Annotated in this window: 16 protein-coding genes; all 16 read right to left on the bottom strand. The window is 37.8% G+C overall.

Annotated features, from left to right (window positions below; all coding sequences use genetic code 11):
• Positions 1-1,450 precede the first annotated feature (1,450 nt).
• The 16 genes from HPE56_RS05675 to HPE56_RS05600 all read right to left on the bottom strand — a co-directional run bounded on the left by HPE56_RS05675 (position 1,451) and on the right by HPE56_RS05600 (position 21,712).
• A complete protein-coding gene (locus HPE56_RS05675) occupies positions 1,451-2,245 on the bottom strand; it encodes a gluconate 5-dehydrogenase (protein ID WP_188242801.1) in 795 nt (264 codons plus the stop codon).
• 231 nt (positions 2,246-2,476) lie between these two features.
• Positions 2,477-3,667: a mannonate dehydratase gene (uxuA, locus tag HPE56_RS05670; protein ID WP_188242800.1), complete on the bottom strand. Its 1,191-nt coding sequence runs from the start codon at positions 3,665-3,667 to the stop codon at positions 2,477-2,479.
• A 21-nt stretch (positions 3,668-3,688) separates the two neighbouring features.
• On the bottom strand, positions 3,689-4,519 hold the full coding sequence (locus HPE56_RS05665; protein ID WP_188242799.1) for an SDR family oxidoreductase: 831 nt from the start codon (positions 4,517-4,519) through the stop codon (positions 3,689-3,691).
• 789 nt (positions 4,520-5,308) lie between these two features.
• Positions 5,309-6,400: a type I phosphomannose isomerase catalytic subunit gene (locus HPE56_RS05660; RefSeq protein WP_188242798.1), complete on the bottom strand. Its 1,092-nt coding sequence runs from the start codon at positions 6,398-6,400 to the stop codon at positions 5,309-5,311.
• A gap of 4 nt (positions 6,401-6,404) precedes the next feature.
• Positions 6,405-7,658, bottom strand: a complete 1,254-nt coding sequence (locus tag HPE56_RS05655) for an Nramp family divalent metal transporter (RefSeq protein WP_188242797.1) — start codon at positions 7,656-7,658, stop codon at positions 6,405-6,407.
• Between the two features lie 191 nt (positions 7,659-7,849).
• Positions 7,850-7,996, bottom strand: a complete 147-nt coding sequence (locus HPE56_RS05650) for a hypothetical protein (protein WP_262890265.1) — start codon at positions 7,994-7,996, stop codon at positions 7,850-7,852.
• A gap of 833 nt (positions 7,997-8,829) precedes the next feature.
• Positions 8,830-9,711 (bottom strand): NAD(P)-dependent oxidoreductase, encoded by an 882-nt coding sequence (locus tag HPE56_RS05645; RefSeq protein ID WP_188242796.1) that lies wholly within the window; start codon positions 9,709-9,711, stop codon positions 8,830-8,832.
• A gap of 260 nt (positions 9,712-9,971) precedes the next feature.
• Complete coding sequence (locus HPE56_RS05640; RefSeq protein ID WP_188242795.1) at positions 9,972-10,640, bottom strand: bifunctional 4-hydroxy-2-oxoglutarate aldolase/2-dehydro-3-deoxy-phosphogluconate aldolase; 669 nt, start codon at positions 10,638-10,640, stop codon at positions 9,972-9,974.
• Between the two features lie 9 nt (positions 10,641-10,649).
• Complete coding sequence (locus HPE56_RS05635; protein WP_188242794.1) at positions 10,650-11,873, bottom strand: 6-phosphofructokinase; 1,224 nt, start codon at positions 11,871-11,873, stop codon at positions 10,650-10,652.
• 40 nt (positions 11,874-11,913) lie between these two features.
• Positions 11,914-12,954, bottom strand: a complete 1,041-nt coding sequence (locus HPE56_RS05630) for a sugar kinase (protein WP_188242793.1) — start codon at positions 12,952-12,954, stop codon at positions 11,914-11,916.
• Positions 12,955-13,003: 49 nt separating this feature from the next.
• Entirely contained in the window at positions 13,004-13,768 is a 765-nt protein-coding gene (locus HPE56_RS05625; protein WP_188242792.1) for an SDR family NAD(P)-dependent oxidoreductase, read from the bottom strand.
• A 31-nt stretch (positions 13,769-13,799) separates the two neighbouring features.
• Positions 13,800-15,089 (bottom strand): MFS transporter, encoded by a 1,290-nt coding sequence (locus tag HPE56_RS05620; RefSeq protein ID WP_188242791.1) that lies wholly within the window; start codon positions 15,087-15,089, stop codon positions 13,800-13,802.
• A gap of 158 nt (positions 15,090-15,247) precedes the next feature.
• Positions 15,248-15,952, bottom strand: coding sequence for a FadR/GntR family transcriptional regulator (locus HPE56_RS05615; protein WP_188242790.1), 705 nt, complete (start codon positions 15,950-15,952; stop codon positions 15,248-15,250).
• Positions 15,953-16,209: 257 nt separating this feature from the next.
• Positions 16,210-17,748 (bottom strand): RagB/SusD family nutrient uptake outer membrane protein, encoded by a 1,539-nt coding sequence (locus tag HPE56_RS05610; RefSeq protein ID WP_188242789.1) that lies wholly within the window; start codon positions 17,746-17,748, stop codon positions 16,210-16,212.
• 27 nt (positions 17,749-17,775) lie between these two features.
• Entirely contained in the window at positions 17,776-20,820 is a 3,045-nt protein-coding gene (locus HPE56_RS05605; RefSeq protein WP_188242788.1) for a SusC/RagA family TonB-linked outer membrane protein, read from the bottom strand.
• 514 nt (positions 20,821-21,334) lie between these two features.
• The gene (locus HPE56_RS05600) at positions 21,335-21,712 is read right to left on the bottom strand and encodes a cupin domain-containing protein (RefSeq protein ID WP_188242787.1); all 378 of its coding nucleotides are present in this window, start codon (positions 21,710-21,712) and stop codon (positions 21,335-21,337) included.
• Between the last annotated feature and the right edge of the window lie 5 nt (positions 21,713-21,717).

Genomic DNA, 21,717 nt, shown 5'->3' with positions numbered 1-21,717 from the left:
CAATACCGTTAAGAAGTATTGATGAATAGGATATAAGAATGTCAACATCCCTACTCCTTTCAAAAAACACATTTTTGAAGAATCCAATGGATTTTCACCTAGTTCTATAAAAGCATGCTTTTGAAAAGTAGTACATGTTTTAACGAATTACTTCTGTTTGAAAAGAAGTGAACATCGCGATTTGGATAGGCTGGCTCTTACCCTTTTTTTGATTTACCCGTAAAGTTTCATTGAATGTACATTGTTGGTTTTAGTTAGTTATCGTTTTATTCTTCCTTTGGTTACCCACATTGGTCGACCAATTTGGATAACCAAATATATGTTATTTTATTGTTAAATAAATAGTTTTTACGATTTTAACATTTTTGACTATATTCTTTGTCCAATTAGCGAAGAATATATCATTTAAAAGACCTTTGTTTTATAAAATTGGGAAACTATTAAAGAAAGAAGATTATTATATTGAAGTAAAAATGAATTTAAAAAAGCCCATTGGAAAATTCTAAACTAATAATGGTAAAGGCTACCTAGCAGATGCATTTAGTATTAAGGTTCACGATATACAACCTTATTGATATTTATACAAAAACGCACATTGCAGTGTAATCTGCGTTTCACTTCCACAATCTGATATATAACAGATTGTTAGGTTCAAAATGTTTATTAATCAGTTTTTAGTGAAGCTATGTTCCATTGAAGATACATGAACTGTAGAAATCACATTGGCGTACAGCTATTTCTTTATTATTATTTTCCCTATAATATTTTATAAAGGAATGATAATCAGCAACCTAAAATACATTAAAAATAAAATTGTAGCATCTTCCCCGCAGACGCTAGAAGGTTCGGATCCTACCTCGATCGATACACTAGAAAAACCACGCTCAAATGACTATGGATTTTTGTCTTTCGAAAATGTCAAACAAAATTTGAATTTTTGAAGAAAAAAAAGGAATCTATATTAACCCATGATTATTTATTTGCAACGGTAAGGGTTAATAATATTCAACCCTTCAGCCTACACAAATGAATATAGAAAAGGCCTACAACCCACAGGTAACGAGTATATTAGCCCTTTAAACTTTTCTGTTTACTCAACCCTAATTTGCAAAGGATGCTTCAATCCCTGCAAATCGCTTTAAACAAGCATTGCATTCTTCCATGATATTAAACTGTCCCTTTTTTTCCAACGAAAACCTGTATGACAAAACACTTTATCGGTTTTGGTTTCAATAGGAAAAAGAGATTACCCTCATCCTTTTTTTCGGTTTAATGGTCCCCACAGCCTGCCATTGGAACCTCGGGCACCGCGATTCCGGTGTTCAATTCCCAGTCTTGAAGAATCTGCTAATCTTGACTATAATCCTAGTATTCGATCATGTTTCTTCCCCCAAAAATAGAATTGATGTAGAACAAGGTGGAAGGGGATTTCTTTTCACAGCCATTTGTTTTAATCTTCGTTTGATGGTTTTCCGATAGTCGCCAATATTCCCCCATCAACATATAAAATATGCCCGTTCACAAAATCACTGGCCTTCGATGCCAAAAAGATGGCCGCACCGGCCAAATCATCAGGATTTCCCCATTTTCCAGCTGGGGTGCGACTAATGATAAAATCATTGAACGGATGTCCATCAACACGAATGGGAGCTGTTTGTGAGGTCGCAAAATAACCAGGTCCGATCCCGTTGGTCTGAATATTGTGTTTGGCCCATTCCGTCGCCATATTCTTTGTCAGCATCTTAAGTCCGCCCTTAGCGGCAGCGTAAGCACCCACTGAATCCCTACCCAGTTCGCTCATCATGGAACAGATGTTGATGATCTTACCATGCTTACGGGCAATCATCGATTTTACGACATGTTTGGACACTATAAACGGACTCACCAAATCAATATCGATGACCTGTCTAAATTCGGCCACTTCCATTTCCTCCAAAGGAGTCCGTTTTATGATTCCCGCATTATTGACCAAGATGTCTATGGGGCCTACCTCCCGTTCAATCTTACCTATGGCTGCTATTACCGAGGTCTCATCGGCCACGTTAAATCGATAACCAAAGGCTTTGATTCCCTCGTTTTCATACTCCTTTACCGCAGCATCGATTTTTTGTTGTGACGAATTACCGTTGACGACCAAGGTCGCCCCTGCCTTGCCCAATCCTTTGGCCATGGCCATTCCCAATCCGTGTGTGCTTCCGGTAACCAAAGCGATTTTTCCCTTTAAACTGAATAATTCCATACCCATGATATTATTTTAATTCTGTTATTTCAACGACATGGCGCCATCATCCAGGTTTACCCCGCCAACCCGAAATAAAAATGTAATTGGAAATTCCCGATTCCCAGTGCATTGACCATGGTAGGGAGATAACGGCTATAGGAATAGACGCATTGCTGAACCCTACCAATGCCGGTATTTCAAACTATTTTTAAAAGTGTTCTTTTACTATCTTATAGTAAGGATATAAACGTACCATTACTGATTGAAAAGCGCCTTTCTTATACCCCATTCCAGACCTCGTAGTTCTGCCAATCCCCTTAATCGTCCAATGCCGGAATATCCTGGATTGGTCTTTTTTCTCAGATCATCAAGCATCTTATGTCCGTGATCGGGACGCATCGGCATTCGCAAGTCTTTTCTTCCTTTGGACTTCCGCCTTTCATGCTCCGTGATCAATGCCTTCATGACATTGAACATGTCTACATCGCCTTCCAAGTGGTTTGCCTCATGAAAATTCCCATCGGCATCCCTTTGGGTACTTCGAAGATGGATGAAATGGATACGTTCCCCTAAACGTTCCACCATACCCGGGAGGTCATTGTCCTTGCGCACACCAAAAGACCCCGTACAGAATGTGAGTCCGTTATTAGGACTATCGACAGCCTTATATAGCTCTACAATATCCTGTTCGGTACTTACCACACGCGGCAAGCCTAAAATAGGATAAGGAGGATCATCGGGGTGTATACACATTAAAACCCCTGCTTTTTCGGCGGCCGGGATTATATGTCCCAAAAATTCGAATAAATGCTTTTTCAACTTTACTTCATCGATAGCATCATACGTTGCTAAAATGGAGTTGAATTCCTCCAAGGAATATCCTTCCTCGGCACCTGGAAGCCCTGCAATGATATTATTGGTCAGTTGTTGTTTGCCTTCTTCGGTCAAATTTGCAAAATAATCCCTTGCGGCAACCACTTCCTGTTCCGTATAGGTTTCCTTTGCACCAGGCCGTTTCAATAAAAACAATTCAAAAGCGGCAAAAGCGGCAGCTTCAAATCGCAAGGCCCTGGAACTATCCTTTACCTCATAGTCAAGATCGGTCCTGGTCCAATCCAATACGGGCATAAAATTATAGCACACGATATCGATGCCACATTCGCCCAAATTCAAAAGGGTTTGCTTATAATTTTCAACATACTGCATATACCCTTCAGCCTGGGTCTTGATGGCCTCGTGGATAGGCACACTCTCAACGACCGACCATGTGAGTCCGGCCGCTTCTATTTCCTTTTTCCTTTCTGTGATTTCCGAAACCGTCCATACCTGTCCGTTCGGAATATGATGCAAGGCGGTAACAATTCCCGTAGCGCCTGCCTGTCTAATATCTGATAAAGATACTGGGTCATTGGGCCCATACCATCTCCAAGTCTGTTCTAAAGTCATTCGTATTATAATTCTATATTATTAAACACCGCTAAAAGCACTAAAACCTCCATCTATGGGCACAACAACACCTGTAACAAAAGAGGCACCCTTATCACTCAGCCATAAAGCTGTGCTTATCAAATCCTCGGGCTCTCCAAAGCGTCCCATGGGTGTTTGGCCTATTATCGTATTCCCCCTTGGGGTCAAAGCCCCGTCTGCCCCTAACAATAAGGCCCTATTTTGATCCGTTAGGAAAAATCCTGGAGCCAAGGCATTTACACGTATCCCAACTTTGGAAAAATGTACGGCCAACCACTGGGTAAAGTTGGAAACCGCAGCTTTTGCCCCACTATAGGCCGGGATTTTGGTCAGTGGTGTAAAGGCATTCATGGAGGAAATATTCAGGATACTACAATCCTTTCTGCCCACCATGTCTTTCGCAAATACCTGTGTCGGCAATAAAGTACCTATAAAATTAAGATTGAAGGTGAACTGGATACCGTTGACATCCAAATCAAAAAAAGTCTTGAAACCCTCCGTTGTTTTGAGTAAATCCTTTTCTTCCAAATAAGGGTTGCTTGTGGTTCCCGAAGGATGGTTGCCCCCAGCACCGTTGACCAGAATATCACACGGTCCCAATTGGCTATTGACCTCCTTTTTTGCCAATTCGAGGGATTCTTTCTCCAATACATTGGCAACCAAACTTATAGCGGTTCCTCCTTGACCATTGATTTCATCAGCAACCTTATCGGCGGCCTCTTTTTTCAGGTCCAAAACCGCGATTTTATGACCTTCTTTAGCAAAGGCCTTTGCCAATGCACTAATGAGAACCCCACCGGCCCCTGTTAACACAATTACTTTTTTATCCATTACTAGATTCGTTAAATTTTATTCCTTAATAATGATGGACTATAAAAAATATAGTATTCCATCAAATTTCCCTATTTTAAATCAAACGAACTAACCCCCTACCTCCACAATAACAAAAAGCAGAATTAAGTCCATTTTTGCGACTTTAAAATTACGGAATGCATTTAATCTATCCATCCTGTAATAACTTCTTTCTTGTTAGAAAAGAATAGAATGGTCATAATTTATGTAATATGTTTCATTTTGCTAAGAACCGTCTATGAGCAAAGGCTGTATTTGCTGTTTTGTACACTAAAGCATATCCGCTCGAAACATACCTTCTAGAATAACCAAATGGGCAATGATTTCAATGACCAGGGATTACCTAATACTAATTTAAGATACCTTAGGATAAAATAATGATGATAAAAGTTAAGTAAAGGGTTTTCTAAAAATAAGCCAACAATGCCACAACACCATTATAGGAAATAACGCATGAAAAAAAGAAGGCTGCATGAGGAATATCATTAACGAAAATAATTTTCTGATCTATGTTTGATCTCCTCCCGTTAAACCGGACAGTTCAGTACTAGAGGATTATGGGCAATTAATGTTTAATTTTAAATAGATTATTAGCTAATTCTTTTAAAGTCATAGTAGTGTTTAGCTTCCAATAGATTTCATTCCCTTTAGCTGCTCCTTGGTTTTCAATTGATTCCAGAATTAACATATCAGATAATTGCGCCAATAAATTTGGTATTTATGAAAAACACATTAGCTAAAAAAACAATGAATACTTTTCTCTTCATCCTAATTAGGAGGATAACAAAGTAATATTCTTGACTTTATATTAGATTTAAAAGTAACCTCATCAATGGCAGCGGATAAAAATATTTCATCTCCTTGTTTAAAATCGAATTCCTTACCATTACAAAGAACAACACCTTCCCCAGAGTAAACTACAGCTACATAAAAACCGCCATTCCCTTTTATGGTGTATGCACCATTCAAATCGAGTTCATTTAGACCAAAACAATTGGTGTGCCTTTCATTGAAGATTGTTTTTAAACTGTAAGTATCGGAATTATCAACAACCTCTGGTTTCACCTTCCAACGCCTTAAAGCTTCTTCATAAGAACAACAATCATAATGAAAACATTCCAACATTTTCTCATTGCCAACACCTTGATGGATTAATTCGTCAGAAATCGTCAATCCTTTAGGCGTTACACGTTCAACCCTCATGGTATAATCTGTCGGCTCTTGGACCTCCATTAAAAAACAACCACTACCAATGGCATGGGGCACACCACCGTATATCATGAATGCATCACCAGGGCTTACTTCTATCTTATGAAGGCAATTTAACATCTCCTCAATGTTTTGTTCAATGAAATGTTCTTTCCATATCTCAGGAGTAACACCCTCTTTAAACCCCATGTACACAACACTCTTTTCTCCGTCTATTTCTCTTTTGTTCAACACATACCAAGATTCTGTTTTACCAAAATCCGAATTTAGCATAGATTGGGCATACTCTTTATCGGGGTGTACTTGAATTGTTAATCGCTCATTCGAATCCAACATTTTGATTAGCACACCTGTTGTTCCAAATTTATCAGCTAGTTTCTTTCCTAAAAAAAGTTCTTTATTGGAATCAACCAATTCTTTAAGTGACCTTAAGCCAACAGGAGTATTCAACATAGAAAGTCCTTCATTTTCAGGACGACCTTTTCCTCTTGCCGTAATTGTAGACATAATCCATTCTTCTGGCATATCTCCATCAGTTTCCGGCCTATCCTTTTTCCATTTATCAATTAACGCACCTCCCCCATAGGTGCGCCAAACTCTATTATTATTTTGTTTTAAAGGTATGTAAGCAAATTTTTGTAAATCCTCCATTATTCTAATTTATAAGTTGAATAACTCCTGTAATCCCTACAAAAGATGTATATATTGAAAACAATAATATCAGTGTTAAAAAAACATTTTCCAATGGTTTGTTTTTGTGACTCCCCATTAAATCGGATCTATTACTCAAGTATAGAATACCCAAAACAGTAACGGGTAAGATAACTGCATTAAAAACTTGTGAAACCACCATTACAAATATTGGTTGCGCATTAAAAACAGGTACTATCAGACCCAATAAAGAAATTAACAGAACCATTATCCTGTATTTTGGCAAGGTCATATTCCTTTCTGAATTATTATAGTCACATAATAACCAAGGCAGCATTAAAATATTAGGGAATTGAGACGAAACACCTGCAGAAATTATTCCAATTGCAAACACAGATGTTGCAAAACTTCCTGCCAATGGTTCTAATAATCCAATCATCTGAGAAGCCGTTGATAACCCAATTCCTTCAATATAAAGTGTACCAGCAGCGGCAGCCATTATAGAAGCACTAATAACAAACATTAAAGTTACAGATACAACAGCATCATTACGTTGTTTTTTCAAGTCACTTATTTTCCAACCGGCCTCTTTAACCAAAGTCGTTCTAATAATAAACAAACCAGAAAAAACAGTTGTTCCTACAAGAGAAGCAATTATTAAAAATGGGCTTTTATCATTATCTAAACTTTCAGGCACATTTGGTATAAGCCCCTTTAAAATATCCATTGGTGGGGGCATCATGATAAAAAAGTTAAGAAGGAAACTAGCAGACATAATTGCTACTATTATTGCTAATGCCCTTTCGAAAAACTGTGTTTTCCCATTCCAAAAAATAAAATATACCATTGCAATAAAAGAGGCCGCAAAATAAACGGGAGAAATACCTCCGTCAACTGCACTCTTAGACCATTCGTAACAAATATCCGATACGATTCCCATCACTCCCATTACACTTCCGCAAACTCCTGCAGTTAGAGCAACAATAAAAAAGACACCAACACTAGGGTGTATATACTTTCTAAAAGCCTGTAAAGCAGTTTCTCCTGTGACGAGGGTAAACTTACCGTATAAGTTTATCATAAAATAGGTTGTTAAACAAGAGGCAACAATAGTCCAAAGTAATGACATCCCATAATCAGCTCCAGCTTTTGCCATGGTAGTTACACTACCTGTACCAATATTTAGACCCAGTAAAAATATGCCTGGAAGAAATAGCGCTATCCACTTTAAAAACTTGCTACGGAAGGTTTGATTCATAATTTTAATCGTTAATACTATTAATACCCATTTTCAATGATTTTGTATTCCACCCTTCTAAAGGTAATTCAACGTTTTTATTCTCTAAATACTTATTTCAACCCTTATATTGCTAGTCTTTTATTCATCCAGATGAATAAGGAAATATAATTTTCATCAAAGAAAACAAGCAAAATACTTTATCTGTATTTTTATCTTTCCAATTGATCATTGACCTCTTTTTTGGCAGATTCAAGGGAATCTTTTTCCAAAACGTTCGCTACCAAACTTATAGCCGTACCTCCTTCACCATTGATCTCATCAGCGACCTTAACGGCAGCTTCTTTTTTTAGGTCCAAAACTGCAATTTTATGACCTTCTTTTGCAAAGGCTTTTGCCAATGCACTGATAAGAACCCCCCGGCCCCTGTTAACACAATTACTTTTTTATCCATTTCTAGATTCATTAAATTTTATTCTTTTATAGGAATTTACACTAGGCATCAATAGCTCCTCTTCAAATTTCTTGGTTTAAAACCAAAAGAACGAAACAATAGTTCATAAAGAGGTTAATTACGTTAATTTTTACACCCCTAAAGTTACACAATGCCTTCATTGTATCCATCCTGTAATATCTTGTTTCTTGCTTGAATTATTAAACTGTTCATAAATCATACGATTATGGCCGCAATTCGCCAAAAACAAGGTGTCATAATTGCAGTACCTGCTGTTTTTGAATAACAGGTATGTGGATTATTGATTATGATGAATGAAGAATATCACCTATGAAGAGAGAATGGTATATACTTCATTTTTCTGCAAAAATACTTAATGAGTCTAAAGTGCTTCTGAAAGCCCCATAACCAAAAAGTTAAATGATTGTAAAAAAAACCTTAGACACCTGATTAACCGCTTATTGGATGGCCCTATCATAGAACACTCGGTGCGTTTAAAAGATTTGACCGCATAGTTCAGCAACAATCATCCTTGAGCTGGAATAAATAAAAATGTTTGCTTATTGTCGTTTATAAATCTAAGCGTTGATTAGTGCTCCACCTCCAATTCATAGAAAAAGAACTCTGAGATTTGTCCCGAGAATTTGGGCTACTTTTAAAAAAATCTTTGAATAAAACGAAATAGGTGCTTATTCAAAGGTTCAAAAGTTTATAAAGCCAAAAAGGCAAGATATTAAGCTATTTCTGTAACTTCATGAAATAATCGAAAATCTCAGGAACATTACCACTACCCATGTCCGCATCGAAAGCGGCCTGAAGGTTGGACGAAGTAGCCTCGGCAATCTTGGAAACCGTACCTAAATCCTTCATCATATGTACAAAATATCCCAAATCTTTATTGGCATTGGCAATTGAGAACCCCAAATCACTTACGTTATCCACGGCATAGTTCTTACAGAATTTCATGAACGGGGAATTCGAAGGTCCCGCAGACATGATCTCGAATAATTGCTGCCCGTCTACTCCAGCCAGTTTTGCAGCTGCAAAAGCCTGTGACATAGCGACTACGGTAGTCATTCCCATAAAATTATTGATCAACTTGGTCGTATGACCGGCTCCTAAAGCACCTAAATGGAATACATTCTCACCCTGTTCGTCCAAAACCGGTTTTACCTTCTCAAAAGTCTCCTTATCTCCAGCTGCCATAATGTTAAGAAGCCCATCCTTGGCATGTGCAGGTGTACGACCCAGAGGAGCATCGATCATGCCGACACCTTTCGCGGCAAGATCTTTACCGATTTTACGGGTAGATGAAGGAATCGATGTTCCGAAATCAATCAAAACAGCACCTTCTTTTATTCCGGCCAGGATACCTTCATCGCCATAAACGATTTTTTCTACAACAGCGGACGTGGTTAGACAGAGCATTACGATATCACTCTTTTCAGCTAATTCTTTAGGTGATGTCGCCTCGGTAGCATTACCGCGAGCTACAACAGTAGCAACAGCTTCCTTATTAAGATCTATGACAGATAGTTGATAACCTCTATTTTGCAGATTTTCAACCATGTTGGCACCCATAAGACCGAGTCCTATAAATCCGATAGAGGGGTTTTTCATGTTTTTTGTTTTTTATTAATAAATATTGATATAATAATATGTATTTTCAAGCTTCAGCATCCAATCAGATTAAGATGTGAAAAACAATAGAGAAATTCCAATTTTTTTTTTAAGAAATGAAACGTACCTCTGTATAAATTGAAATGTTCAAGATTTTTGCCCCAAATACACCTCAATGTCCATTTGATGTAAATGATAAAAACCAAAGCAAGCAATTATACATTATTCAATTACTTGTTTTAGGCTTTTCCTAATAAAAATTATTTTCTTACTTTATTTATAGTTTTCATGGCCTCACGTACAGCATTTTCCAAACCTTTGTAATCTTTGTTCGCCAACACATCCTTACTGATCAATTGGGATCCCATACCTACGCAGGTAACACCCGCATCGAACCAACCTTTAAGGTTTGAGGTTTCAGTCGAAACACCTCCTGTAGGCATAACACTAGTCCATGGTTGCGGACCTTTAATTGCCTTTACGAACCCTGGCCCATAGGTTGAACCTGGGAACAGCTTAACAATCTCACATCCCAATTCCTCTGCCCTATTGATTTCGGTCAAAGAGCCACAACCCGGTGACCAAAGTACTTTTCTGCGGTTACAGGCTATCGCTATATCCTCACGTAGTGATGGTGTAACAATGAAATTCGCACCTAATTGCATGTATAGGGAAGCTGCCCCTGCATCGGTAATGGAACCGACCCCCATAATCATTCCGGGAAGCTCTGCGATGGCATATTTGTTCAGTTCACCAAATATCTCAAAGGCAAAATCGCCCCTACTGGTGAACTCCATCAATCGCGCGCCACCATCATAACACGCCTTAAGTACTTTTTTACCAAGTTCAATATCTGGATGATAAAACAATGGTACCATGCCTGTTTCTCTCATCACTGATGCCACTTCAATTCTTGAATATTGTGCCATATTTTTATTCTATTTTTCGTTTAATATTTTTTTAAAATCATAGCTTAAAGGATTCTCCACAAACTTCCTTGCAGCCTCATAATCACTTGGTTTTAAATAATCCAAGTTTTGAAAACACAGATTTGCAAATTCAGATTCCATATCTACCAAACGTGGCGGTATTTTACCGTTCGCATCCTGCATATCCGATAAAAAGAGCGGTTTTATTTCCCCTCTTGAGTTCGCACTTACCATACAACCACTAAGACCTTGGTCATACAATTTCTTTACGCCGATTCCAAGTAAGGTACACAACGTAAGATCAAACCCTATTGGGCGACAACATCGTAGTTCATACCCCAATTCTACCGGCCTACTTTTAACATTCAGCCCAAGTTTTTCCAATTCTTTTTGGAGAAGCACATTGAGAATATGGGATTTACTCACATTCCCTAGTTCGGGATGGCCATGGTCATCATAGGTGAAATTTATACCAATTTTGTCCAGTTCGGATTTTGGCATAGAATGAAAAACACCTTCGCTCACCATTGCCACACCATACTTGATACCCTTTACTTTTCTTTTGACTATCGATGAAATTATAAGTCGAATTACCTTATCGAGGGTAAGATCTGTATTATTGAACATTTCCGGAATGACCATCATCGGAAAGTGGCAGCTTGTGGCAATACCAAATGCCAGATGACCGGCGGATCTTCCCATGGCACACATTACAAACCAATTTTGACTGGTACGGGCATCCTCATAGGTCGTATTGCCTATTCGCACACCTTCATCCTTTGCGGAATGAAACCCAAAAGTGGGATTCCTATCGGGCAAAGGCAAATCATTATCAATGGTTTTGGGAACATGGATATTGGAAATCAATATATTTTCCCTTTCAAGGTATGATGCAATCCTATTGGCCGTAGAGGCAGTGTCATCACCACCAATACTGACCAATAGTTTTACATTGTTCTCCAAAAAAAGGTTAGTGTTTAGCTTTTCATTTCCTGGTTTGAACCTACTCATGACCAAGGTGGAGCCACCTCGGCTAAAAATTCTATCGGCATGATCAAAATCAAACTCCTTTATCTCAGGGTTTTCACTGAAGATGCCTTTAAAACCTTCATGTAAACCTAAGACCCTGTAACCATCCTTTAAAAAAACCTTGGCAACCGTACTGATCACTGAATTAATTCCAGGTGCAGGTCCCCCTCCACAAATAATCAATATAGATTTACCCTTATCCATTTAAAAAATCATTATTTAGATCATAGTTATTCTACTTGGGTTATCTCGCAACCCTACCTGATGCATCACCACCCATAAGTTTTTCAACTTCAGCAACAGTGACCAAATTCGCATCACCTTTTATAGTATGTTTTAAACAGGATGCAGCCACGGCAAAATCCAAGGCATTCTGATCATCCTCAGGATATTTCAACAATCCATAGATCAGACCACCCATGAATGAGTCACCACCACCAACACGGTCTACAATATCGGTAATCTGGTATTGACGGGTCTCATACATCTTTTTACCATCGTACAAGACACCTGCCCATGTATTGTGGGAAGCGGAAATTGATCCACGAAGCGTGGTAATCACTTTTTTGGCACGTGGAAATTTCTCCATCATTTGCTTACATACCGACAAAAAGGCTTCTGCTTTTACATCATGCCCCTGGGTTTGTACCGAGATACCCTCTGGCTTAATCCCAAAATGCATCTCAGCATCCTCCTCATTACCGAGGATGATATCGCAATAGGAGGTAAGTTCAGTCATGATGGTCTCACGATCTCCCCCATAATTCCATAACTTGGCACGATAATTTAAATCTGTGGAAATGGTAATACCTTTTTCACTTGCGGCTTTCACCGCTTCAAGACATACATCCGCAGCCCCTTGTGAAATCGCAGGCGTAATCCCGGTCCAATGGAACCATTCGACCCCATCAAAAACGGAATCCCAATCGATCATTCCCGATTTTATTTCACTAATAGCGGAATGGGCCCGGTCATATACAACCTTACTACCCCTACTTACCGCTCCTGTTTCCAAGAAATAAATTCCTAAACGGTCACCACCATAAACGATCTTATCGACCCCAACGCCACGCTTACGCATTTCCATAAGGGCGCATTCACCGATATCATTTTTTGGAAGTCGTGTTACGAAATCCACGGGAACCCCATAGTTAGCCAAAGAAACGGCAACATTGGATTCACCGCCCCCATAGACAACATCAAAACTATTTGTTTGGGAAAATCTTAAAAATCCAGGAGGTGCCAATCTCAGCATTATCTCTCCAAAAGTGACTACTTTTTTCATATAAAATCGGATTATTTATTCTTTTTTAAAACTTATCACAACATTAATTCTAAATACCCAAAGCTTGTCCACCACCGATTTGGATAGTTTCAGCTGTTATGAAACCTGCATCCTTACTTGCCAAGAATGAAACAACAGAGGCCACATCTTCCGGTTGCCCCAATCTACCTAGCATAATACTGTTTGCCCATGAAGCGAATACTTCAGGTTTAGTGGCTTTTATTTGGGCGTGAAAAGGAGTGTCTATTGTACCCGGTGATACTGCATTCACCCTAATTCCATATTCCGCTAAATCTTTCGCCAATGCTTTAGTGATCGCATGAACACCAGCTTTAGAAGTACCGTAGATTCCTGCTCCTGGTCCACCAGCTGTCCAAGCTGCATTGGAAGTATAGTTAATGATAGAAGCATCTTTCCCTTTTTTAAGGAAAGGAATAGCTGCTCTAGAAGCAAAAAATGTTGAGTCAAGATTCAATGCCATGACAGATCTGTAAAATTCCGTAGTCATTTCTTCAAATCTTGATCTTCCTCCGAGTCCACCTGCATTGTTTACAAGAACATCGATTTTACCAAATTTCTCTCCAATCTTATTGATATTTGAAGTTACCTCTTCTTCTTTGGTAACGTCAAATCCGTAATATTCTGCGGTAATCCCTTCTGCTTTGAGTTCCTCAACCCTTTTCGCTCCTTCTTCATCTTCAATACCGTTCAAAACCACGGTATATCCGTCTTTACCCAATCTTTTTGCTACTGCAAAACCAATTCCACCTGTAGCCCCAGTAATTACTGCTACTTTTCCTTTTAAATCACTCATTTTTTAAAAATTTTATTATTGTATAATACTATTATTTTTCAACTGATTTTATATCCCTTGCGAAGAAATATATTGCCCCTACCCCAAGGGGCACAAATATTGCGATAACAACAAATATGGGTGTGTAAGAGAAATTATCCACTATAACCGGAACTAAAAAGTTCATTATAATTACAGATAAAACACCAATCATACCGCCCAAGCCGGCCAATGAACCTACAGATTTTCCACTAAAGAAATCACTCGGTAATGTTTGCACATTACTGATGGCGAACTGGAAACCGAACAAAACAAAAAACACTATGGCAACAAATTTTTCAGCTGTATCACCTATAAGTACAGTAGCTATCAAACCTAACAACATGATAACACCTCCAATAAATATGGTCGTTTTTCTTCCCTTATCGATTGAATTGGTTTTTGATATGATTTTTCCTGAAACGTATCCACCAATAATACTACCGGCAGCAGCCCCTACGTAAGGTACCCAGAGGAACATCCCAACTTCTTTTACATTAAATCCATAAATATCAAAAAGGTAAATTGGCATCCAAGTGACAAAAATCCACCATATTGGCTCTAGGAAAAAACGACCGATTACAACCGCCCAAGACTCTTTAAATGAAAGGATTTCCTTTAAACTTTTTCCTTTAGTATCTTCAGTCGCATTTTGATCAGCCAAACTTTGACCTTCAAGAATATAATCTTGCTCTTCTTTTGAAATCCAAGGGTGTTTTTTAGGTCCCGCTTTGTTAACCAATAACCAAGGAATAATCCATAGTATTCCAAAAGAACCAACAACCATAAAGGTTATTCTCCACCCAAAAGCCACAAATAATGTGGCTATAAATGGTGGGGCAATTACTGACCCAATAGAAGCTCCAGCATTAAATAATCCTTGAGCAATGGCCCGTTCCTTTATCGGAAACCATTCGGCATTACTTTTTACACCTCCTGGCCAGTTGCCAGCTTCAGATAAACCTAGGGTGGTTCTGAAAAAAGCAAGAGATAAAAATCCTCGAACTGTGGAGTGTAAAAAAGACGATATACCCCAAACCCCAATACTGATTACATAACCGATTCGGGTTCCTACCTTGTCAAATAATTTCCCTGAGAAAAGTTGACCCAATGCATAGGCAACCATAAAAACATTGGATATTAACCCATAATGATACTTTGTTAAACCAAGAGATTGAGCTATTGAACCTTCAACATCTTCACCACCCCACATTATAGAAAGCGCACTCCTATCTATATAATTAATTACCGTGGCCAAAAATATGAGGCCGATAATAAACCATCTTAATCCCTTAACTTTCATAATCACTTATTTTATTTATTGAAAATCTATTTAATCACTGAACCCAATTAAGCTAGAAATTGACTTAGCAATTAAACTGATATAAATTATTTGTCTTCCTAGATTGTTTTACTTAAAAAAGTAAAAGTGCGAGATTCTATCTTTTTCCCAAACTAGTTTCATTCAATATTATAACAATACTGGTACAACATTTTGAAGTGTACTTTCATTTTTTCTTTGGCCAATTTTGGGTCTTGTTTTTTTATCGCTTCGAAGATATCATTATGTTCTTGTATCCCTAAGGCCGCTCTATTGACATCACATACATGATACTTTTCGAAGTTGGTAATGATCTCAGGGGTAATGATCAACATGAATGTATTCATACTACTATTGCCACTGGCTTTAGCGATGGACAAATGAAACAACAAATCTTCCTGAACGGCATCTTCCCCGTTATTCACCTTAGCACTAAAAGCATCCAAGGCCTTTTTCATATGTTCCAAATCCTCTTCGGTTCGTCGCAAAGCTGCCAATCTACAAGTTTTCAACTCTAATAAAATCCGTGTCTCAACGAGAGATTTAAAATCCGGAGTTTCCAATTCAAGTATATCCTTTAGCATTCCCTTCATGGCAATAGGCCCTATATCGGCAATAAATGTACCGCTCTGTGGCCTGGATTTCAACAAACCATAGAACTCCAATCTTTGGATGGCTTCCCTTAGGTTGCTTCTACTTACCCCAAACTTTTCTGACAACATACGCTCTGAAGGCAGTTTATCCCCTGGTTCTAAATTTTTAAAATCGATTAGGTCTCGGATTTTTGAAATAATTTCTTTTTGAACTTCTTTATTCTCTGATTTTGTAAGGACTTCTAATTTCATATTAACATTTTCGCTAAATTGGTTAACCAGTTTGGTTTGTTAAAATTAAACAATTAATTCAACATAAAAGGAGTTCGAAATGTTCAAAAAACAATTATTCCCATTACTCTTTTAATTTGGAGTACCGGTCCAATAAAGGACCAGTACCACCAAAAACTCAAACTAACTCAACTACTAATCAAAACTTATGCTTTTAATGCGACTAGAACATGAAATAATAGATAACTGCCTATTAAACATAAATCAATCGCCAAGACTTAATTCACAACATTAGGCATCCTATTCAACTCTTCGTCTGGAATTGGAGTATCATAATCAACGGCAGAATTCCAATCTGGTTTTGCACCTTCATAACCGGAAGCACCAAATACTTCTTCTCCTAATTGTCTTCTTTTAATATCGTACCATCTCTTACCTTCAAAAGCAAGTTCCACCCTTCGTTCTTCCAACACATCATCAACAGTGACAGTTCCACTAAGATCGGCTGGGACGGCACTTGCTGGGATTGCTTCCTCAACATAACCACCATTGGTCGATTCACCACCTCTTCTTGCTCTTTCCCTTACCATATTAATATAAGTAAGTGCCGATGCATTATCTCCAATTTCTACTGCCGCCTCAGCTGCAATCAACAACACTTCAGCATAACGTATCATTGAATAATTATGGCTTGTTGCCCTTTTATTCGATTTCGCATAAGGTCCAGGGAACCGAGTATATTTTGCAATATATGGTCTATTTGCAGCAAATTCATGTCCGCTTATATCAAACTCGGTATAATCAACGGTAACACCTCCAATTGTAGCTTCAGTTTGAAAAGAAACCCTTCTTCTATAATCATCTGCATCAAATGAATCATAAACAGCCATAGCTGGGACAGCTACAGACCAACCTTGATCATCATCATCACCCCTGATACCCGTCATTGGAGCTGTTTGGTCATAAGCATTGTCTTCTGCCTCTACATTATTGTAATCCAAAGCGAATATAGGTTCCAAAGAAGCATCTATTTTTTCGGCATTAAATAAAGTTTGGAAGTCATTATCCAAAGCCAAATTATACGTCCCTGCATTGTTGATCACTTCTTTGGCCTCATTGAAAGCCATTTGAAAATATTCACTTCCTGAATCATTTCCGGCCATTGTCAAATACACTAAGGCCAAATAAGAACTCGCAGCGGCTTTAGACGGTATTGATCTTGAGGCAACGGTTTCAGGTAACCAGGTTTTGGCAAATTGCAAATCGGCAATGATTTTTTCATACACCTCAGCCTCTGGCGTATTACTCACAGATTTAGCCGCTTCTGCATCGATTACAGGTGCATCAAAATAGGGAACATCCCCAAATAATCTCACTAAATGAAAATAATAAAAAGCCCTAGCAAAATAAGCTTGCGCCGTAACCGGATTTTTAACACTATCTTCTTCGACTACGTCGTCAGCCCCCGCAATGGCCGTATTGGCCGCTGATATTCCAAGATAAATCCTTGTCCAAGGATCATATACCATTTCATTATCACCCGAAATTGTATGCGTATTCATTTCTACCCTTCTAGTTTCATCGGATTGAAGATCAACCATATCAGAACGCAACAATAAAGCTATGGATAGTTTCCTACCCCAAATCTCTTCATTGATCGCATGTGTTAACGAACCATCTACAGCAGCTTGTATATCAGCTGTAGACTTGAAGTATCCTTCTGGGGATAATAAAGCTATTGGATCTTCTTCCAAATCGGAACATCCCATTATCGACAATCCCATTATCAATAATAATATATATTTAGTTTTTATCATCTTATACATATTTTTTTAAACAATTCATTAAAATGTTACATTAAGGCTAAAACTAACCGATTTTACCGTTGGATAATTTCCAAAATCAAAACCCCTAACAGTATTGCTCGAAGTATTATTATTGCCAGAAGCACCATAGTAATTTACCTCAGGATCCAGACCAGAGTAATTTGTAATAGTCAATAGATTCTGTGCACTAACTGATAATCTCATTTTAGATATACCTATAGGTTCGAGAACATCTGAAGGTAAATTATAACCTATGGCTATGTTCTTTAATCTAATGTAACTTCCATCTTCAACAAAACGGGAAGAAATTTCCCTGTTACTATTATTTCCTACACGAGGAACGTTTGTATCGGTATTGGTAGACGTCCAAGCATTATTGTAATTCTCATACGTTGTATTGGCATCACCATTGTACAATTGAACATTGGTCATATTAAAAATATCCCCACCTTGAGAACCTTGGAAAAAGATATTTAAATCAAGGTCTTTATATCTGAAGGTATTTGTAATACCCCAAGTGAAATCAGGGTTAGGGTTACCAATAATTTCCCTATCTGCAGTAGTAATATCTCCACTATCATCTAAATCTGCAAACAATGGGTCACCAGCTACAGCCCCTGTAAGAGCTGCTGTCCCCGCTGGTACAGCACCTCCTTGATATACACCTGCATAATCCAAGCCATAAAATAGACCAACTTCTTCACCTTCCCTTAGGATGTAGTTATTATCCACACTAAAATAACTTGGCGCACCACTACCAAAGAAATCCGCACCGTTAATTAAGGTTTCAACCGTATTTTTGTTTCTGGAGAAGACAACATCCGTAGTCCAACTAAAACTTTCATTGGATATATTTCTGGTATTTAATGAAATTTCAAATCCTTTATTGTTAATCTCACCAACATTCGTGATTATTTCATCATTAAGAAGACCAAAAGACCATGGGATACTATTATCGAACATAAGAACATCTTTGGTGTCGATATCATAATAATCCAAAGAAAGTGAAACTGCACTATTGAACAGACCTAAATCCAAACCAAAGTTTGTTTGATAGGAAGACTCCCATTTTAAATCCGGGTTAGCATTTTGATATGGAGTAACAGCCGTAACAGTTTCACCATTACTTGAAGCATATAAACTTCTCAAAACCGCTAACGATTCGTAAGCACCAATTGACGGGTTACCCGTAACACCATAACTTGCCCTTAATTTCAAGTTTGAAATGGATTTACTGTCTTTCAAAAAGTTTTCATTGGACACTTTCCAACCTAAAGCCCCTGAAGGAAAAATAGCATATTTTTCATTTTTAGCAAAATTCGAGGCTCCATCCCTTCTTACCGTAGCTGTCAACAAAAATCTATCATCGTAATCAAAGTTCGCCCTTCCAAATTGGGATTGAATTTCTGTTTCATTGAAATACACATCACCTGAAGAACCATTGATTAAACTTGTGGCGGTGTATAAACCATAATAGGAAAACGAATCATCGATAGTTCCTGTACCCTCACTATAAAACCCTTCATTAGTGGTTTTTTGATACGAATAACCAGCCAATAATGTTAAATTACCTTTTCCCAACTCTTTATTGTAGGTTAAATAATTTTCACTCAATACCGACTTGGATTTATCTTCTGACATTATTGCCCTGCCATCAACACCTCCTGAAGTCAATGTTAATGTTCTGGGCGTATAAGTTCCTCTAAATTCATTTTTGGTACTTAAACCAAAAGTTGTCTTAAAAGTCAAACCTTCGATAATCTCATAGTCCGCATAGACATTTGCCCTAAAAAGGTCTATTGTAGTATCATCGTCTTTTTGCGTGGCCACAGCCCATGGATTATCCACCTGATCCCCTATTTGATCATTTGTCGCAAACGTGCCATCCTCGTTATAAATACCCTTATCAGGAGCAAACCGCATAGCCAAAGAAACCACATCATCACCCCCTACGGAAGCAGAACCGTCCGATTGGGTAGCAACACCATTCTTTTTACTAGTACTACCAGTTAAATTAAGTCCTAATTTTAATTTATCCGATATTTGGGCATCAATATTTGACAAAAATGATAACCTCTCGTAACCTGAATTTATCAAAACACCATCTTGATTAAAATACGTACCCGAGGCATAAACATTGATTTTTTCCGATCCACCTGAAAAAGAAACTTGATGGTTTTGGGTGCTACCGGTTCTATAAATCAAATCTTGCCAATCCGTATCATACGCTCCTTGAGTATAAGTATTAGTATTCCCCTGATTAGCCCTTATTTGATTTTGATAATTTGCGAAATCACTAGCATTCAACAAATCCAATTTATTTGAAGTACTTTGAATGGAATAAGTCGTATTTAATTCAATATTTAATTTACCACTTTTACCTTTCTTGGTTGTAACCATAATAACACCATTAGAACCTCTGGAACCATAAATTGCAGTTGCAGAAGCATCCTTCAAAACCTGTAAAGATGCAATATCACCAGCTTGAGGCATATTAGCCCCGATAAAACCATCTACAACAATTAGCGGATCGCTATTTGCATTTATAGAAGTATTACCCCTAACACTAATACTAATAGGAGCCCCTGGCTCACCTCCATTATTGGATTGGACAACAACACCGGCAGCACGACCTTGAAGTGCCTGCTCGGCCTCCAATACTGGAAAAGCCGTCAATTCATCAGATTTAACTGAAGATACAGAACCCGTTACATCACTTTTTCTACGAGCACCATACCCTACCACCACAACTTCTTCAAGTTGTGCCGCATCTTCTTTCAAAGCAACATTAATTTGTTTCTGACCAGAAACATCGATCGTTTGGGTAACATAACCCAAATACGAAAATTGTAGCGTTTCGCCATTTGAAACCTCTATTTGATACAACCCATCAAAATCGGTCGCCGTTCCCCTAGTTGTATTTAATATAACAACATTCACCCCTGGAATGGGAACATTCGCCTCATCTGTTACCGTACCTGATAGCTGATAGCTATCCTGCGCAAATAATGTAGCATTGAATAGCAATACCACCATTAAGATTAATCTCGATTTTAAATTCATTTGTGATCTTATTATGTTTATACTTTTTACAATTCAATACCATTGAGAAGTATTGATAAATGAGATATAACAATCTCAATTCCCTTGCCTTACCTAAGCACGATCTTTCTGAAGAAGTCAATTAATATTTTGCTATTTTTGCAGAAAGCATGTTTTTGTAAAGCATTATGTGTTTTAGAGTTTACTTCTTTCCAAAAGAAGTGATCATTTTGAAAGGGATAGGCTGGCACCTATCCTTTTTTTTGTACTATCCATCTAGTTTCATTGAATGTTGATTTTGTCAGAGTTAGTATTCGTTTATCTAGTTTTTTCTGGTTATCCAAACTGGTAAACCAGTTTGGATAACCAAATATATGTTATATATGTGTTAAAAAAAAATCCAAAACAGAATTAAATGTTAAAATTTAATTTGTTTTGGATTTTAACACCCTTCTTTTTATGAAATACACAAAACATCCCATAATGAGGGACTATTCCATAAAATCCTCACCAATAGGATTAGTGGTTTTTTATATTACGCCTCTTTATCTCCAAAATAAGATACCTCACCACCACTCAAAAAATCTTCTCTTACAGGACTGAATGTGTCTATTAGCATCCCTTCTTCCAAACAAACTGCACTATGCAACAAATTAGGTTCTATATAAACTCCATCCCCTCCTTCTATAATTTTCTTTTCCCCATCAATTTCAAATTCAAATTTACCTGAAACACAATAGGTAGCTTGTGTGTGAAAATGTTGATGTGGGGCACCTAATGCCCCTTTCTCAAACTTCACTTTTACCATCATGATTTGGTTATCGTAACCTAAGAACTTTCTTGATACCCCTCCTCCAAGTTCTTCCCATGGTATTTCTTTTGAGATAATGTACTTTTCACTAAATCGTTTCATTTTTC

The organism is Maribacter aquimaris (assembly GCF_014596745.1).
In the GTDB taxonomy this organism is placed as follows: domain Bacteria; phylum Bacteroidota; class Bacteroidia; order Flavobacteriales; family Flavobacteriaceae; genus Maribacter_A; species Maribacter_A aquimaris.
The sequence above is the reverse complement of the archived record's forward strand: the minus strand, read 5'-3'. Positions and strand labels throughout refer to the sequence as shown.

Coding starts and splice junctions, on each gene's coding strand:
- HPE56_RS05675 (WP_188242801.1), bottom strand. CDS start 2,245: ATGGGTATGGAATTATTCAGTTTAAAGGGAAAAATCGCTTTGGTTACC.
- uxuA (WP_188242800.1), bottom strand. CDS start 3,667: ATGACTTTAGAACAGACTTGGAGATGGTATGGGCCCAATGACCCAGTA.
- HPE56_RS05665 (WP_188242799.1), bottom strand. CDS start 4,519: ATGGATAAAAAAGTAATTGTGTTAACAGGGGCCGGTGGGGTTCTCATT.
- HPE56_RS05660 (WP_188242798.1), bottom strand. CDS start 6,400: ATGGAGGATTTACAAAAATTTGCTTACATACCTTTAAAACAAAATAAT.
- HPE56_RS05655 (WP_188242797.1), bottom strand. CDS start 7,658: ATGAATCAAACCTTCCGTAGCAAGTTTTTAAAGTGGATAGCGCTATTT.
- HPE56_RS05645 (WP_188242796.1), bottom strand. CDS start 9,711: ATGAAAAACCCCTCTATCGGATTTATAGGACTCGGTCTTATGGGTGCC.
- HPE56_RS05640 (WP_188242795.1), bottom strand. CDS start 10,640: ATGGCACAATATTCAAGAATTGAAGTGGCATCAGTGATGAGAGAAACA.
- HPE56_RS05635 (WP_188242794.1), bottom strand. CDS start 11,873: ATGGATAAGGGTAAATCTATATTGATTATTTGTGGAGGGGGACCTGCA.
- HPE56_RS05630 (WP_188242793.1), bottom strand. CDS start 12,954: ATGAAAAAAGTAGTCACTTTTGGAGAGATAATGCTGAGATTGGCACCT.
- HPE56_RS05625 (WP_188242792.1), bottom strand. CDS start 13,768: ATGAGTGATTTAAAAGGAAAAGTAGCAGTAATTACTGGGGCTACAGGT.
- HPE56_RS05620 (WP_188242791.1), bottom strand. CDS start 15,089: ATGAAAGTTAAGGGATTAAGATGGTTTATTATCGGCCTCATATTTTTG.
- HPE56_RS05615 (WP_188242790.1), bottom strand. CDS start 15,952: ATGAAATTAGAAGTCCTTACAAAATCAGAGAATAAAGAAGTTCAAAAA.
- HPE56_RS05610 (WP_188242789.1), bottom strand. CDS start 17,748: ATGATAAAAACTAAATATATATTATTATTGATAATGGGATTGTCGATA.
- HPE56_RS05605 (WP_188242788.1), bottom strand. CDS start 20,820: ATGAATTTAAAATCGAGATTAATCTTAATGGTGGTATTGCTATTCAAT.
- HPE56_RS05600 (WP_188242787.1), bottom strand. CDS start 21,712: ATGAAACGATTTAGTGAAAAGTACATTATCTCAAAAGAAATACCATGG.